This window comes from Acinetobacter tibetensis (assembly GCF_023824315.1).
GTDB classification, from domain to species: Bacteria; Pseudomonadota; Gammaproteobacteria; order Pseudomonadales; family Moraxellaceae; genus Acinetobacter; species Acinetobacter tibetensis.
On record NZ_CP098732.1, the window covers coordinates 2,971,753 to 2,986,136 of the forward strand.

Here is a 14,384-nt window from a genome sequence, read left to right on the forward strand (position 1 = left end):
CCGTAAAAAGAAAAATCCACTATTTTGTAGAATCTTTTATACACTCACGCACAGAAAGTCGAATTTGCTGATAAACATAACTCGCGAGCATCAACACCACCAGCACGCTACCAGCAAAGATGATTACTGCCAAATCAAAACCTTGATGAATGAGATAAATCAAACTAAAAATCAGTGTGATAGACAAAAGTACAGCAGGTATAAATATCCTATTCATACAACCTGACCTTAAGTGAAAAATAAAAAAGAGTGGATATTTTTTATCCACTCTTTCGATCTTAAACCAATTCAGTTAAAAATCAAGCCATCCAAATCAAATAAGATTCACCTAATTTTTAGGCTTGTTCTACGTCTTCCGATTCTTCGGGTTGCGTCATGAACTTGGCGGTTTCAGGCGTATCCTCAATAAAGTCATTGCCACCATATTCATCACTGCTGAGATTAAATTGCTTATAGCTGAGCAAGTAATAGTCGCTATATTTTTTTAACACCAACGGGTGCATCCCAGCAGACAATTCATCCTGTTCTTTGAACAGTTTCATTACATGACGGTCATTCATGGCAATCACATAGCGTTCATCGTTCAGGCTAATCTGTACTAGTCCCGTGCCTTTGGCAAAAATCGGAATCAGGAATTTATGGTTGAGGTTAATCGCATTTTGCGCATAACTTTCAATTTTCTGGGTAATCACGTTAAACACCAGACCATGCCCAAAACTGTCCAACAACTGACTGTTACTTTCCTGTGGCAAATTCACCTGAATGCCCAATTTCAACAGATCTTGTTCACTGACCTGACGGTTACTGAGTAACTGACGAATAATGCTTTGTTTCAGTTTGGCATCAAAAAACTGACTATCCAACTGCATGTCATTGTTTCTGAGAATTTTCCCCAGTGAACGACGATGATGCGGCAATAGGGTTTCAATCACTTTACGGTAATAAAACTTGCTGCCTTTTTTCACCTGACGAATTTTTTGATAGAAATAGACACCGTCAAATTCGCGCGTTAAAAAGTCTTTAAGCAGCTCAGAACTTGCCAACACCGCAATGGCATCATGTCCTGTAAAGGGCAAGTTCAGCACTTTAATGTCTGGAATAACCTGTTCTAATTCAACAAAATGCGCCCGGTCTTCGGCACAGTAAGGGTCATAAACCACAATATATTCACAGTCCGCCGCAATGTCCTGCGTTTGCACCTGCATATTCGCATTGAGTTCTGCATGGTAAAACATGTTATAGCGGCTATCTTCAACCACCTCTGGGTCAATCGAAAACTGGGGAACCAAAGACACCACACGGCTTAAACCCAACAATTTTGAATATTTAATCGCGGCATAGCCCCCCATTGAACCGCCATAACCAATGCGTTTTTGAAAGGGGGCAATTACATCTTCAATGGCTTTGAGCAAGTTGTGCATGGACTCCGCAGGAAACCATGATTTTTCTTTGGGCATAATGCCAATCACATTAAACTCAAATTTGGCTAATGATTTTTCCGCATTGATTGCAAGTCCTTTGGCACGAGTAATTAAGTCACCAAAAGAAAAAACTAACTCGTCAGACGAACCTTTTAAAAAAATAGCGCGAATTTGTTCGTCTTCAAAAATAATGTGTTTATCCATGTCCACACCGAAACAAATCGGCCCTAATTTTTTGTATCAATAAAATTCATAGACCAGCTACTTATTACGCTGTCTATGTAGGAGAATGTGTCGATCTCATCTGCATCACAATCAACAACAAAATAAATCTACGGCGTCACAAATCCGTGGCAACATTTTAACGTATGCTGCAACAGATGTATGTATTAGAAAAACAAGTCCCGCCAACGCTTGCTAAGATCACTCGGAAAGGACTATGTTATTTTATAGATGCACAGCAGATAAAAAAGCGCAAAATATGACACAATCACTTCATCCTGCCGCACAGCAAGGTTTCAGTTCTGCCGCTGAACTTTATCAACAAGTCCGTCCAAATTATCCACAAGAAATTGTGATGTGGTTAAAACAACAACTCCATCTGACAGCGCAGTCGAAGGTGGTCGATTTGGGTTCGGGTACAGGAAAATTCCTCCCTTATCTGCAACAGGTGACATCCCATATTATTGCCGTTGAACCCATTGCGGAAATGCTGGCACAATTACAGCAAGCCTATCCACAGATTGCGACCCTCCAAGCCAGCAGTGATCAGTTATCCATTGCATCGGAAAGTATTGATGCCGTCATTTGTGCCCAATCTTTCCACTGGTTTGCCACGATTGAAAGCCTGAATGAAATCCATCAAATCTTAAAACCCCATGGACAACTGGGTTTGGTCTGGAATCAACGAGATATTCAGGTGGATTGGGTCAAAGCATTGGCAGATGTGCTCGAACCGCTCGAAGGTGATACACCACGATTTCATAGCGGACAATGGCAACAAGCCTTTGAACAGCAATTTTTATTCAAACTGGATCAGATCAAAACCTTTCAGCAACTTCACATTGGACGTGTCGAAGACGTCGTGTCTGGACGGCTCCTCTCGACCAGTTTTATTGCAGCTTTACCCAAAAGCCAACAATACCAACTGAAAGCCCAGTTTGAACAAATTGTTGCCGATTACACGGGCAAAGCAGCACAGGATGAAATTGCCTTCCCTTATGTCACTTACGCTTATAATTTTAAGAAAACAACATAAATATTCTTTAGGATAACTGAAATGAAGCACTTTAAGGCTTATTTGCTCCCACTGCTCTGTAGCACTCTGCTATTCACCGCATGCAGCAAAAACAATGAAAATGATGTACCTGATCCCTCTCAAGATCGGATGATGCAAGAACTGGAATCTTCACCCATTAAGGAGTTTCCTAAAACTGCGAATGATCAACATGACATTAAACTTCTGGTCGACTATGACCGTCGTTTTAGTGAAATGAGTGATGCTATGGAAGATGAGCTCATTAAAATGCGTGACAACGGCAGCCTCACCGATGAATTTGCTCGTAATCGCAAACAAGACAATATTCAATCGGCATTAACCATGCTCAAAGATCTGGATTTAAAAACTGAACAAGGCCGATATATTCAAGGGCTGATGGCACAATATTGGGAAAACCAAGCCAAGTTATTAAATCAAAATAGTAAGACTTCGCAAGATATTCCCAACTCAACACCCGACAATATTAAAGGCTTGGGTGAATTCCTACATGCGCAAGAACAACTGGATCATTGGGAAGCACAATATGAACCTGCTGAGAAAAGTAAGTCTTAACACAGATTCACCACCTAGAAAGTGAACGCTTTAAACTCAAAAACCAGATGCAATCTTGTTGCCATCTGGTTTTTTATAGCAGTGCAATAAATTTAAGGACGTTCACTGTATTGTGGCAATTCATCCTGAATGCTGTCCCACTCTGCTTTGGAGTCAACAAAAATATGCATGGTCGGTTTTTGCGTTAATGTCGTATCTAAAGTTCCAAGGCGTAACCGATAGTACTCTGGTGTATCCGCTTTAATACTCATAATCGGCGAACCGCACTCACTGCAAAAGCAACGCTGCGTGGTTTCAGTCGACTGGTAAGCTTTGAGGAATTGTTCACCTTGCACAATTTTAAAATCTGTTTTCTTAATCGGTGCATTGGTGGCAAAGGCTGTGCCATTGGCTTTACGGCAACGTTGGCAGTGACACTGCACAATATCGCCAATTTCACCACGCACTTCATAACGAATTGCACCACATAAACAGCTTCCCGCATAACAATGTTGTGACATCAGTTCAGCCCTGTGAATGAAAGAGTTTTAAATTAGCATGTCTATCTTTGGCTTTATATCACTTTTTAATGTGAAGCCAGATATTCATGCACTCCTTCACCTGCGGCACGTCCTGTTGCAAAACAGGCGGTTAAGAGATAGCCCCCTGTGGGTGCATCCCAATCTAGCATTTCACCACAACAAAAAATCTGTGGCTGTTGCTGCAACTGCAAATGAGCCGTTAAAGCTTCGCGTTTCACGCCACCAGCACAACTAATAGCTTCTTCGATTGGACGAAAACCTTTTAATTCAATTCGCAACTGCTTAATCTGCTGTGCTAATTTTTCAGGGTCATGCCAATCTGCTTTTGGCACCAACTCACGTACTAAACTGGCTTTTGCTGCATCTAAACCAGCTTTACGCCAGACATTACTTAAAGACTGTTTTTTACTGGGTTGTAATTTCTGCACCAACTGTGCATTGCTTAATTCAGGCAACAAATCGAGCATCAACTGCATTTCTGACTGCTGTCTTAAAGCTCTGCCCAGTTTATAAATCAAGCCACTTTCCAAGCCATAATGGGTGATCACAATATCGCCCTGACTCTTTTCCGCAACATTCACCCAAGCCACAACTCGCTTTAGCGGTTGCCCAAATACCGCTTGCATAAAGGTAGACCATTCCCGTTCAACACCAGCGTTACTGGCTTGAAATGGATTTAATTGATCTACTGCTAGCCATTGTTGCCACTGACCATCACTGCCCAATTGCGGCCAAGAAACTGCACCACATGCCAGTACAATGGCATCAAAGTCTTCACTAAATTCGCGTTGCTGAGCTAAATCTTGAATTTTTAACGTATTGGACTGAATCCCTAAGCACGAATGTCGATAATGAAATTGTATGCCCTGCTCGGTTAAGCGTTTGAGCCACGCGCGGAGTAATGGTGCAGCTTTCATCTCGACGGGGAAAATACGCCCTGACGATCCTACATAAGATTCAATACCCAAGCCCTGCATCCAGTTTTGAATCCATGTCGCATCCCAACGGCGGATCCAATCGGAAAGCCAATCTGCCCGATCATAACGCTGAATAAATTGCTCAAACGGTTCAGCATGTGAAATGTTCAGCCCTGTCTTCCCTGCCATTAAAAACTTGCGCGCAGCAGACGGTTTCTGTTCATATACATGCACATCATAATCCCACTGGCTTAACATCTCAGCGGCCATTAAACCCGCAGGACCTGCACCGATAATCGCAATCCGCTTTTTCATGACTTAGGCATCACTTTGTGCATCGGCAGAATTCAATTTAGGCATATTTACCCCTGCCAATGCCTGAAAATCATCAAAGCGCGTGCTGTAATGCTCGGGTTTTTGAATCAGTAATTGCTGACATAATTCTCCACGCTCCAGATACTTAATCTCAAAATGGGTGCGTGCTGAATCAGAAGCAATCACCTCTTTTACATAAGGTAGCTTCCAAACCTCTTGTAGTTGTTGTTCTGCTTCTGCAATGTATTCTGGAATATTACTGGCTAGGGTAATCTGACCACCGACTTGTAGTCGGGACAACAGAAATTCGAAAAATGGCATATTCAGCCAGCGCTGTGCAGGATTATGTGGCTCTGGATTCGGGTATAAAATGAAAAATTGCTGAACTTGCTGCGGTGCCAAAGCATGCACAATCCACGGCAAAGCATCGGCATGCACAGTTTGTAAATTTGTTTGCCCTTCTAATTGATGCTGTTTTTGCATCGCCACAAACTTTTCGCGTGTTCGTTCTATGGCAATCAGCTTGCTGTCTGGATGCTCACGAGTAAACAACAAAGCATGCTTACCTTTACCTGCACCAATTTCCACACAAATCGGCGCTGAATCAATCATGATAAAATCACGCGGAGCATGCATATGCTGTGCTTGAAATTGACGAATCGGCATAATCAGATCAAACTAAAGAAAATCTGCGCCAGTCTAACACTGCACAAAGTTTTGACCAAATCTTCCCATCTATTTCACTGGAGTCTATTATGCCAAAGACCTTTGCTTGCCCACGTTGTGGCAAACCTTCGACTTGGGAAGGCAATCCTTATCGACCATTTTGCTCTGAGCGTTGCAAGCTGATTGATTTAGGTGCTTGGGCAAACGATGACTATAAATTACCCACCGAAGATGCACCTCAGGCAGGAAATTCAGAAGAATAGCCTTTTATTTTTACAATTCATCAAAACGACATACAAATCATTAATTATTTTATACATGATTATTATTTGCACAGGTGCCTTTTGGGCACCATAATATGAATAATGAGAATCATTCTATTCTTTGCTTTTGTATTGTGCTGTGTTTTATTTTGAGAATTTCCCATGAAAGAATTAACCTTAAAAATATTCTTCTACCTTTCTATTGTCTTTACATTGTGTAGCTTTATTCTCGCAATTTACGCACAAGATCTTATGTTTGTGGGGATTGGTATTTTACTGGCAATTGCAGCCGTTTTATTAGGTTTAGAGAGTAAACAATTTTCTGCCAACCCCTTCCGTAAATAGCACTTCCCAGTTAATCGCTCACTGATGGTTTTATTCACGATTACAGCCTAGTGTTCAATCAAAAAATTAGGCTGTATATTTGATTTTTAAAAAATTTAAGTCAATCTTCCGCATCTCAACAGGATGATGCTTCCATTCGATTGGTCGAGTCACTTAATTCAGCAAAGACCATGCTAAATTGAAGAAGTATTCCTCCAACTATCTCAAAGTTATTCCTGCAAACACAACACAGTTATCATATTTTTAAGATTTATCTAGATTTTCCTAAAAACTCCCCTATAATTCATAAAATTTTACGCATCAAGTAACAATTTGTTAAGTTTGTTGCATTTTTGGAAAATTGTGGAATCTCCCCCATGAAAGAATTGGCTTTAAAGTTTTTTTTCTATCTCCTTGTCGTTTTAACTTTATGTGCAGTAACGCTAAGCCTATTCACTCATGACATGATGATCATGGGCGTAGGCATTCTATTGGCAATTGCGACCCTTCTACTTGGTCTCGAGAAAAAACAACACAAAACAGATCCTTTTAGAAGCTAATACTCTTCAATTTGATTACCACATAAAAAATGGGAGTGAATACCTCCCATTTTTTATCAATATCATTGAATCTATACACCCTTCAATAACATTGCATTTTACGTTTATTCTCTCTGTGGTGAGCCATTCATTCATGCCCTGTGCAGGAAATTAACCCGCCTTACCTGCCACAAAAGGATTATGCTGTTTTTCAAAACCAATTGTGCTCAGTGGTCCATGCCCAGAAATAAATTGCGTTTCATCGGGTAGGCTAAAACATTCGCGCTGAATCGAGTCGATTAACTGTTGATGATTCCCACGTGGGAAATCAGTACGCCCAATCGAACCTTTAAACAACACATCTCCAGTCCACAGCAAACCATAGTCTGCGTTATAGAACATCACATGCCCTGGCGTATGACCGGGTGCAAAACGCACTTCAAAGCTTTGCTCGCCCAAGTGCAACATTTCGCCACCGTCAAGCCACTGTGTCACTTCAACTTTCTCTGGAATTGGAAAACCATACCGCTCGGAGACTTCTTGGAGCATATCTAACCAAAATTGATCTTCCTTGTGTGGACCAATCACAGGGATATTCCAAATGCGGCTTAAAGTACCCACTGCACCCGCATGATCTAAATGCCCATGTGTCAACCAGAGGGCTTTTACTGTCAAACCCAGTGCTTCTACTTCAGCCTTTAATTTTTCTGGTTCACCGCCAGCATCAATCAGTACTGCTTCTTTGCTTTCAGAATCCCAAACAATAGAACAGTTCTGCTGAAATGCAGTTACAGGTACAATTTTCACTTGAAGCATAGTCTCTGGTCTCTCTTAGGCAGATGCTAATGTTTGTTTTAAACCATCAAGATTAGCTTGCAATAAGCGCAAGAGCAATTGCAGATGGTCTTCACGTGCATTCAAGGCAGGAATATACGCATATTGCTCACCACCCAATGATAAAAATAATTCAGCATTCTCAATGGCGAGTTCTTCTAAAGTTTCTAGACAATCGGCAGAAAATGCAGGGCTCATAATCTGCACCGACTTGACTCCTTGAGCTGCCCAATCTTGCAACAACTGATCCGTATAAGGCTTAACCCACTCTTGCTTACCAAAACGTGACTGGAAACTGATTGCCCATTGTTCATCGGTTAAATCCAGAGCCTGAGCCAATAATTGTGCTGTTTTACGGCAACGGTCGGCATAAGGATCTCCCTTGTCGGCATAAGGCTGTGGAATCCCATGAAAAGACATCAGCAGCTTTTCTGCCCGACCATGTTCCGCCCAGTAGTCTTTGACACTTTGGGCTAAAGACTGGATATATAAAGGGTGCTGATAATAATCGCGGACAATTGAAAGACCGGGCAAATTACGTTGCTTTTGCATCCACTGCGCTAATAAATCGTATAAAGGTGCAGTTGAAGTCGCTGAATATTGTGGAAAAAGTGGCAATAAAATAATATGGTCTTGCGGATTTTGGGTTATTTGCTCAAGCACCGTTGCCATTCCAGGTTGACCATAGCTCATGGCTGGAACCACGTTTAACTCAAATTCTGGATATTTCTCAGTTAAAATTGCTCGCACTTGCGCCACCTGCGCCAATAAAATTTCACGCATGGGCGAGTCTACAGACCAAATACTGGCATAGGCATGTGCAACACGTTTCGGACGAAACGGTAAAATAAATAACCGTAAAATGATTTGCCATAACGGCTTTGGAATTTCAATCACACGTTGATCAGAAAGAAACTGTTTTAAAAACTTTCTGACTGCTGGTGCAGTGGGTGCATCGGGCGTGCCTAAATTGGCTAAAATAACGGTGATTTTTGCTTTTTCCGCAGGCATGAGTTGACCTTTATTTCCAATTTAACCCACTCACTTTAACAACTTTTCTATGAAATGAAATACGAATAAATACAATTATTTCTATAGAGAAACACGATTATCCGAAAGTAAATGACTTTCTAATAAATGATGCCCTTTCTGAGTTAGTTTCCATAACATGCGTTGTCGGTCATCTCGCCCAGCAGGACTAATCCATTCGTTTTGACGCATCTGTATTTTAATATTATGTAATGCACGAATATTGATTTGTGAGCGGGCAACTGCATGTGCACGAGGCATTTCAATTCGCGCATCGGCCAATCCAATTTCATTTAAATATTCATTCATGCGTTTAGAAAAATATTCTTCAGGTGTTGGATTTAAAAAAGTACTGCCCAATACCGCCAAAAGTTGCGCCCATGTTAAGGTCTTCTGAATCTTCAGTTCTTTAAAATTACCATCCTGATAAGCATGTACACGATATTCAAAACTAAAGGCTTCATTCATTGCCACTTTCGGCAAGGTTAAAAATGGGTCGATTTCACGTGTACCTAGATCTCGTTCTAGCTGACTAATTTTGGCTTTAAGGCGATCAATTTCATCATGTAACTTTTGTGCATTTTGAGGTCGCACCCACCCCGTAGTTGGATAACGCTCCAACATTTGTGTCATATTTAAACGCACAGCCATTTCTAAGTCACGCAAGGTTCGGTAGGTAAAAACCTGATCAACTTCTTGCTGCAACAATTTCCGAAACTCGTTAAATTTTTCTTTCAGCTCTGGTTTCTGGTCATGTAAGGCAGGGTCACGAGAGGCAGGCTCTTCATGCATAAACACAATAACTGGCTTTTGCTTGGTCATGGCATAGATATATTCCAGATGCATATAACCCACACCAGAAACCGATTGTTCACCATATTGGCTGCCCAACAGCATAATCACATAATCACAATCATCAATCTGACGGCGTGCAAAAGCGGTGCTTAATGGTGTTCTTTGTTCTAATCCCCAAGAAAAAAAACCCATGCCCACTAAGGTTTGAGACAAAATCATGCGCTCTGGCTGCATATCCGCCCCAGAAGTCGAAATAAATACCTGATAACGCTTATCGATCATTGGTTATCCTCACCTTTTCTTTTGTATACCGCAATCAAAGTCTTACAGTATGACAACCCCAATTTTTAATATTGATACTCAAGTTTTAAGACGGATTATTGTTCTGCATTTATTTCATGACAATATTGGCGATGCTCCAACTCAAATCAGGTGGAATGAGATGTTGCACAATCGATTCTAAATGCTTGGCATTATTTCCACTGACATAACATGCTATCCGCGGTAAACCATCTTTCCGTCTTTGTTCAAATAATAACTCATTTTTTAACAAAATACGGGAAGTTTGACGTGCAACGGCATAACCTGAGTCAATTAATGTCATTTTTTGCCCAAAAATTGACTCAATTGCAGGTTTCAAGAACGGATAATGGGTACATCCCAGTACCAAATAGTCCGCTCCCTGATCGACTACAGGCTGTAAAATACGTTCTAAGGTCATTAAACAAGCAGGACTCATTTGCTGACCACTTTCAACAAAAGGAACTAGTTCCAAACACGTCACTGCCAAAACATTCACCTGAGAGGGAATAGCAAAACGCTGCATCACATCTTGGATTAATTTGCCACGGAATGTGGCGGGTGTTGCCAGAACCGCAACGGTTTTACTTTGACTTTGCAGAACCGCAGGCTTCAATGCAGGAACCAAACCAATAATTGGGAAATCTTCCCCATAATGTTCACGTAAATAATCCAGACTAAAAGCCGAAGCGGTATTACACGCGACCACAGCAACTTTACAGCCTTGTCGATACAACCACTCAATGGCGCGGGCCGTCAGTTCACGAATCTCCTGATCCTCACGTGGACCATAAGGTACATTCGCGGTATCTGCAAAATAGACAATGCGCTCATTCGGCAAATAGTGTGCAATTTCCTGTGCTACCGATAACCCGCCAATACCTGAATCAAAAATTCCAATGGGTGCATCAGATTGCGCTTTTGGCATGGGATCAACTAAGGGGTAAATCGGATGAATGGCTGTCATAACACACTATTTACGATGAAAGATCAGAATGAATAAAGCTTAAACCTCAGGTGCCCAATTGCAAGTGAAAATCGCCACTTTGTAGGCTTAAAATGGTATCGCCTTGCTGATTTTCAACCAACTCTCCCATTTCGATGAGATGAAAAAAAGCGGAACGCTGAATTAAGGCATTTATCCCAAAGCGCACATGTACATAAGGACGTAACTCGCCCGCAAATTCACGCATAAAAATGGAATGTTCAGCATCCACAATAATCAGATCGGCATTGGTTGTGGTGAATTGAATATATTTTTTGTCTGCAATGACCGTAGAGTCAACTTGATTGACGAACAAAGGTTCATCTTCAACCTCGATTTCAATTTGCTCTACTGGTGTCCTTAAATAAAACCGACCCTGTTCTTTCCAAAGCACGCTTGAAAACAAGTCTAATAAGGGCTGGCGCTTAATCAATTGACCTTCGTGCCACCATTCTCCGTTGGCCAAAACCTTCAAATCCATTTTGCCACAATGCTTTGGCTGCCATTGCTCCATAGGAGGAATTGACCTTTTGTGACCGCTCTGTGCACTTTTTAAGTATTGTGCAATACTCATTATGTTTTTATCATCATTTTTCGCTGTATTATTCATCGGATTATTGGAATTAGTTTGATTTACCATGAATTAATGCCTACATGACGTAAAAATATTATGATTCAGCCAATTGGCTAGACCACGGTTTAAAACTATACTAGCCCACAATATATAAAGGCATGATAATCCATTTGTGCCGACTATTTAAGAACACTCATGGCAGCACTGTAAAGAGTCATACAGTTGCCACCTTTAAGTAATATGAGGAGTCCTACATGGAACACATCGAACGTGAATCGATGGAGTTTGACGTCGTTATCGTAGGCGCAGGCCCTGCAGGTCTTTCTGCTGCGATCAAAATTCGTCAACTTGCGATTGAAAACAACTTATCTGATTTATCCGTTTGTGTGGTAGAAAAGGGCTCCGAAGTCGGTGCGCATATTCTTTCGGGTGCTGTACTAGAACCACGTGCGATTAATGAATTATTCCCAAACTGGAAAGAAGAAGGTGCGCCTTTAAATGTTCCTGTCACGGGAGATGAAACTTATTTCTTATTATCTGATACCAAATCTCAGAAAATGCCTCACTGGATGGTTCCTAAAACCTTGCACAATGAAGGCAATTATGCGGTTTCACTCGGCAATGTCGTTCGTTGGTTAGGTCAAAAAGCCGAAGAATTAGAAGTTTCTATTTTCCCAGGTTTTGCTGCATCTGAAGTACTTTACCACGAAGACGGTACTGTAAAAGGTATTCAAACTGGTGACATGGGGATTGGTAAAGATGGCGAACCAACCCATAACTTTACCCCAGGCTATGAGCTTCACGCTAAATACACCCTCTTTGCTGAAGGTTGCCGTGGTCACCTAGGTAAGCGTCTGATTGCCAAATTTGATCTAGATAAAGATGCAGACCCGCAACACTACGGTATCGGCATTAAAGAGCTTTGGGAAATTGACCCAGCAAAACATAAAGAAGGCTTAGTCATGCACGGTGCAGGCTGGCCATTGGCTGAAACAGGTTCTTCTGGTGGTTGGTTCTTATATCATATTGAAAATAACCAAGTTAGCTTGGGTATGATTATTGATCTATCTTATGAAAATCCACACATGTATCCATTTATGGAAATGCAGCGCTGGAAAACGCATCCACTGATTAAACAGCATTTAGAAGGCGGTAAGCGTATTTCTTACGGCGCACGTGCAGTAGTGAAAGGCGGTTTCAACTCATTGCCTAAATTGACTTTCCCAGGCGGTTGCTTAATTGGTGATGATGCTGGCTTCCTGAATATGGCAAAAATCAAAGGTTCGCACACTGCCATGAAATCAGGCATGTTGTGTGGCGAAGCTGTATTTGAAGCGATTGCTGCCGGTGTAGAAAAAGGCGGTGATCTTGCGATTGCCCGCGTTACTGAAGGCGAAGATTTATTCACTAAAGAATTAACTTCATATACTGAAAAATATAATAATTCTTGGTTAAAAGAAGAGTTATATAACACCCGTAACTTTGGCCCTGCGATGCACAAGTTTGGTCAGTGGATGGGTGGTGCTTTTAACTTTATCGACCAAAACGTATTTAAAGTACCGTTTACGCTACATGACTTAGCCCCTGATTTCAGCGCACTAAAAACTGTAGATGCGGCAACCTTCAAGCCAAACTATCCAAAACCAGATGGCAAATTAACCTTTGACCGTTTGTCTTCAGTCTTCGTTTCAAACACGGTTCATGAAGAAAACCAGCCTGCGCATTTGAAACTGACCGATGCATCGATTCCCGTGAACGTGAACTTACCAAAATGGGATGAGCCTGCTCAGCGCTACTGCCCTGCGGGTGTGTATGAAATCATGGAAAATGATGATGGTTCAAAACGTTTCCAAATTAACGCGGCGAACTGTGTTCACTGTAAGACCTGTGACATTAAGGATCCATCACAGAACATCACTTGGGTAACGCCAGAAGGTGGCGGTGGTCCAAACTATCCGAATATGTAATGTCTAATCCACCTTCACTGCAAAAGCATAGCTTTTGCACTTGCGGCAGGACAAAGCGCTGCTTTGTTCTTCCTGCCTCAGGCGGTGGTGGTCCGAACTATCCAAATATGTAATGTCTAATCCATAAAAAAATCCCCTCTCTGTGAGGGGATTTTTTATTAAAACATATCCGATTTTTGACTCAACACCATAACTGTAGGCCCAATCGCTGTATGTTCAGCGCCATAGTCCTGATGAATTTCAATCCGGTAATCATCACATTGATAGATATATTTATTCTTTTTTTGTACCCAGCCTTTTTGGGCAACTTTAATTTTTTTGAGAATTCTGCTTTTAAAAAGATCCAAATCCGTCTCATAACTCGCCATGGGGCCATCCAGAAAACTTAAACTGAATGAAGTGATGACTTCAGTATCTGGATCATAATGAATATGCTGACCCCAACTCACGCCTGCCTTTTTGATTTGTAGATCAGCACCATCGGCAAACGCTAACTGGTAATTATTTCCCCCTAAAACCACAGGTTTCACGGTAGGGTGAAGCTTTTGAAACTCACTGATACTCTGCCCAACCTTTAAACCTGCGACATTCATGGTTTGTACAGGAATTTCACAGGGTTTTGCCCACACGATTGAGCCCGATAAGGCAAAAATAGCAAACCCTAAGCATCGAAATATACTTTTCATTTTTATGTCCTAAAATGAGCTGTATTTATTGTTTTAAACTCATATTATTAGGCTCAATCTTAAGATTCTAACGCTTAAGTCTTAGCCTTTTTTCACCAAATAATGAAATTCTTTATTGCCATTTTCGTCTAAGCGTTCTTCTTGCAACAACAACTCATGTCCCAAATGCATACAAAATTTAGGAATATCCCACGAGGTCGAATTGTCTGTTGCAAATACCTCTACCACATCCCCAGATTTAGATTTACGAATGGCTTGATGCAACATCATCACAGGTTCAGGGCAACGTAATCCACGGGTATTTAATTGCAGGGTCGGGGTAACAGAGGATTCAGACATCTAGACACTCTTCATAAATTTTCAGCGCCATTCTAACATAAACTCGAAATGACACAGCAACACCTCCCCGCTTATCTG

General features: G+C 41.4%; 18 protein-coding genes. 6 read left to right on the forward strand and 12 right to left on the reverse strand.

What is annotated here, in order from left to right:
• Nucleotides 1-19 precede the first annotated feature (19 nt).
• Entirely contained in the window at nucleotides 20-217 is a 198-nt protein-coding gene (locus M5E07_RS14305) for a hypothetical protein (protein WP_252220233.1), read from the reverse strand.
• A gap of 118 nt (nucleotides 218-335) precedes the next feature.
• The gene (locus M5E07_RS14310) at nucleotides 336-1,625 is read right to left on the reverse strand and encodes a hypothetical protein (protein WP_252220236.1); all 1,290 of its coding nucleotides are present in this window, start codon (nucleotides 1,623-1,625) and stop codon (nucleotides 336-338) included.
• Nucleotides 1,626-1,902: 277 nt separating this feature from the next.
• On the opposite strand from M5E07_RS14310, the gene M5E07_RS14315 reads away from it, so the two are divergent.
• Nucleotides 1,903-2,679, forward strand: coding sequence for a class I SAM-dependent methyltransferase (locus M5E07_RS14315; protein WP_252220240.1), 777 nt, complete (start codon nucleotides 1,903-1,905; stop codon nucleotides 2,677-2,679).
• 21 nt (nucleotides 2,680-2,700) lie between these two features.
• Nucleotides 2,701-3,252, forward strand: coding sequence for a hypothetical protein (locus M5E07_RS14320; RefSeq protein ID WP_252220243.1), 552 nt, complete (start codon nucleotides 2,701-2,703; stop codon nucleotides 3,250-3,252).
• A 92-nt stretch (nucleotides 3,253-3,344) separates the two neighbouring features.
• Here M5E07_RS14320 and M5E07_RS14325 read toward each other — a convergent pair whose 3' ends face one another.
• The 3 genes from M5E07_RS14325 to M5E07_RS14335 all read right to left on the reverse strand — a co-directional run bounded on the left by M5E07_RS14325 (nucleotide 3,345) and on the right by M5E07_RS14335 (nucleotide 5,677).
• Nucleotides 3,345-3,752 carry a GFA family protein gene (locus M5E07_RS14325; protein ID WP_252220246.1) on the reverse strand — a complete coding sequence of 136 codons (408 nt, stop codon included), beginning with the start codon at nucleotides 3,750-3,752 and terminating at the stop codon, nucleotides 3,345-3,347.
• 65 nt (nucleotides 3,753-3,817) lie between these two features.
• A complete protein-coding gene (locus tag M5E07_RS14330) occupies nucleotides 3,818-5,005 on the reverse strand; it encodes a TIGR03862 family flavoprotein (protein ID WP_252220249.1) in 1,188 nt (395 codons plus the stop codon).
• Between the two features lie 3 nt (nucleotides 5,006-5,008).
• The gene (locus tag M5E07_RS14335) at nucleotides 5,009-5,677 is read right to left on the reverse strand and encodes a tRNA (guanine-N(7)-)-methyltransferase (RefSeq protein ID WP_252223854.1); all 669 of its coding nucleotides are present in this window, start codon (nucleotides 5,675-5,677) and stop codon (nucleotides 5,009-5,011) included.
• Between the two features lie 83 nt (nucleotides 5,678-5,760).
• Here M5E07_RS14335 and M5E07_RS14340 point away from each other — a divergent pair, with 83 nt between their 5' ends.
• From M5E07_RS14340 to M5E07_RS14350, 3 genes are all read left to right on the forward strand, one after another.
• Nucleotides 5,761-5,934 (forward strand): DNA gyrase inhibitor YacG, encoded by a 174-nt coding sequence (locus M5E07_RS14340; protein WP_116758726.1) that lies wholly within the window; start codon nucleotides 5,761-5,763, stop codon nucleotides 5,932-5,934.
• Nucleotides 5,935-6,096: 162 nt separating this feature from the next.
• On the forward strand, nucleotides 6,097-6,279 hold the full coding sequence (locus M5E07_RS14345) for a hypothetical protein (protein WP_116758727.1): 183 nt from the start codon (nucleotides 6,097-6,099) through the stop codon (nucleotides 6,277-6,279).
• A gap of 356 nt (nucleotides 6,280-6,635) precedes the next feature.
• Nucleotides 6,636-6,818: a hypothetical protein gene (locus tag M5E07_RS14350; RefSeq protein WP_116758728.1), complete on the forward strand. Its 183-nt coding sequence runs from the start codon at nucleotides 6,636-6,638 to the stop codon at nucleotides 6,816-6,818.
• Between the two features lie 150 nt (nucleotides 6,819-6,968).
• Here the strand turns inward: M5E07_RS14350 and M5E07_RS14355 are convergent, their stop codons facing one another.
• The 5 genes from M5E07_RS14355 to M5E07_RS14375 all read right to left on the reverse strand — a co-directional run bounded on the left by M5E07_RS14355 (nucleotide 6,969) and on the right by M5E07_RS14375 (nucleotide 11,380).
• On the reverse strand, nucleotides 6,969-7,613 hold the full coding sequence (locus tag M5E07_RS14355; protein ID WP_252220252.1) for an MBL fold metallo-hydrolase: 645 nt from the start codon (nucleotides 7,611-7,613) through the stop codon (nucleotides 6,969-6,971).
• A gap of 15 nt (nucleotides 7,614-7,628) precedes the next feature.
• A complete protein-coding gene (gene hemH, locus M5E07_RS14360) occupies nucleotides 7,629-8,642 on the reverse strand; it encodes a ferrochelatase (RefSeq protein WP_252220254.1) in 1,014 nt (337 codons plus the stop codon).
• 81 nt (nucleotides 8,643-8,723) lie between these two features.
• Entirely contained in the window at nucleotides 8,724-9,737 is a 1,014-nt protein-coding gene (locus tag M5E07_RS14365) for a DUF4062 domain-containing protein (RefSeq protein WP_116758731.1), read from the reverse strand.
• 109 nt (nucleotides 9,738-9,846) lie between these two features.
• Nucleotides 9,847-10,722 carry a glutamate racemase gene (murI, locus tag M5E07_RS14370; protein WP_116758732.1) on the reverse strand — a complete coding sequence of 292 codons (876 nt, stop codon included), beginning with the start codon at nucleotides 10,720-10,722 and terminating at the stop codon, nucleotides 9,847-9,849.
• Nucleotides 10,723-10,768: 46 nt separating this feature from the next.
• Complete coding sequence (locus tag M5E07_RS14375) at nucleotides 10,769-11,380, reverse strand: DUF1285 domain-containing protein (protein WP_116758733.1); 612 nt, start codon at nucleotides 11,378-11,380, stop codon at nucleotides 10,769-10,771.
• A 188-nt stretch (nucleotides 11,381-11,568) separates the two neighbouring features.
• On the opposite strand from M5E07_RS14375, the gene M5E07_RS14380 reads away from it, so the two are divergent.
• Nucleotides 11,569-13,281 carry an electron transfer flavoprotein-ubiquinone oxidoreductase gene (locus M5E07_RS14380; protein ID WP_252220258.1) on the forward strand — a complete coding sequence of 571 codons (1,713 nt, stop codon included), beginning with the start codon at nucleotides 11,569-11,571 and terminating at the stop codon, nucleotides 13,279-13,281.
• Nucleotides 13,282-13,439: 158 nt separating this feature from the next.
• Here the strand turns inward: M5E07_RS14380 and M5E07_RS14385 are convergent, their stop codons facing one another.
• A complete protein-coding gene (locus M5E07_RS14385) occupies nucleotides 13,440-13,967 on the reverse strand; it encodes a hypothetical protein (RefSeq protein WP_252220261.1) in 528 nt (175 codons plus the stop codon).
• Nucleotides 13,968-14,048: 81 nt separating this feature from the next.
• A complete protein-coding gene (tusA, locus tag M5E07_RS14390) occupies nucleotides 14,049-14,306 on the reverse strand; it encodes a sulfurtransferase TusA (RefSeq protein WP_016168359.1) in 258 nt (85 codons plus the stop codon).
• Nucleotides 14,307-14,384 lie beyond the last annotated feature (78 nt).

Bases quoted from the DNA above. Each gene is read 5' to 3' on its own strand.
- murI (WP_116758732.1), bottom strand. From the start codon at position 10,722: ATGACAGCCATTCATCCGATTTACCCCTTAGTTGATCCCATGCCAAAA.
- M5E07_RS14330 (WP_252220249.1), bottom strand. From the start codon at position 5,005: ATGAAAAAGCGGATTGCGATTATCGGTGCAGGTCCTGCGGGTTTAATG.
- M5E07_RS14315 (WP_252220240.1), top strand. From the start codon at position 1,903: ATGACACAATCACTTCATCCTGCCGCACAGCAAGGTTTCAGTTCTGCC.
- M5E07_RS14345 (WP_116758727.1), top strand. From the start codon at position 6,097: ATGAAAGAATTAACCTTAAAAATATTCTTCTACCTTTCTATTGTCTTT.
- M5E07_RS14325 (WP_252220246.1), bottom strand. From the start codon at position 3,752: ATGTCACAACATTGTTATGCGGGAAGCTGTTTATGTGGTGCAATTCGT.
- M5E07_RS14340 (WP_116758726.1), top strand. From the start codon at position 5,761: ATGCCAAAGACCTTTGCTTGCCCACGTTGTGGCAAACCTTCGACTTGG.
- M5E07_RS14305 (WP_252220233.1), bottom strand. From the start codon at position 217: ATGAATAGGATATTTATACCTGCTGTACTTTTGTCTATCACACTGATT.
- tusA (WP_016168359.1), bottom strand. From the start codon at position 14,306: ATGTCTGAATCCTCTGTTACCCCGACCCTGCAATTAAATACCCGTGGA.
- M5E07_RS14385 (WP_252220261.1), bottom strand. From the start codon at position 13,967: ATGAAAAGTATATTTCGATGCTTAGGGTTTGCTATTTTTGCCTTATCG.
- M5E07_RS14310 (WP_252220236.1), bottom strand. From the start codon at position 1,625: ATGGATAAACACATTATTTTTGAAGACGAACAAATTCGCGCTATTTTT.
- M5E07_RS14380 (WP_252220258.1), top strand. From the start codon at position 11,569: ATGGAACACATCGAACGTGAATCGATGGAGTTTGACGTCGTTATCGTA.
- M5E07_RS14320 (WP_252220243.1), top strand. From the start codon at position 2,701: ATGAAGCACTTTAAGGCTTATTTGCTCCCACTGCTCTGTAGCACTCTG.
- M5E07_RS14355 (WP_252220252.1), bottom strand. From the start codon at position 7,613: ATGCTTCAAGTGAAAATTGTACCTGTAACTGCATTTCAGCAGAACTGT.
- M5E07_RS14350 (WP_116758728.1), top strand. From the start codon at position 6,636: ATGAAAGAATTGGCTTTAAAGTTTTTTTTCTATCTCCTTGTCGTTTTA.
- M5E07_RS14375 (WP_116758733.1), bottom strand. From the start codon at position 11,380: ATGGTAAATCAAACTAATTCCAATAATCCGATGAATAATACAGCGAAA.
- M5E07_RS14365 (WP_116758731.1), bottom strand. From the start codon at position 9,737: ATGATCGATAAGCGTTATCAGGTATTTATTTCGACTTCTGGGGCGGAT.
- hemH (WP_252220254.1), bottom strand. From the start codon at position 8,642: ATGCCTGCGGAAAAAGCAAAAATCACCGTTATTTTAGCCAATTTAGGC.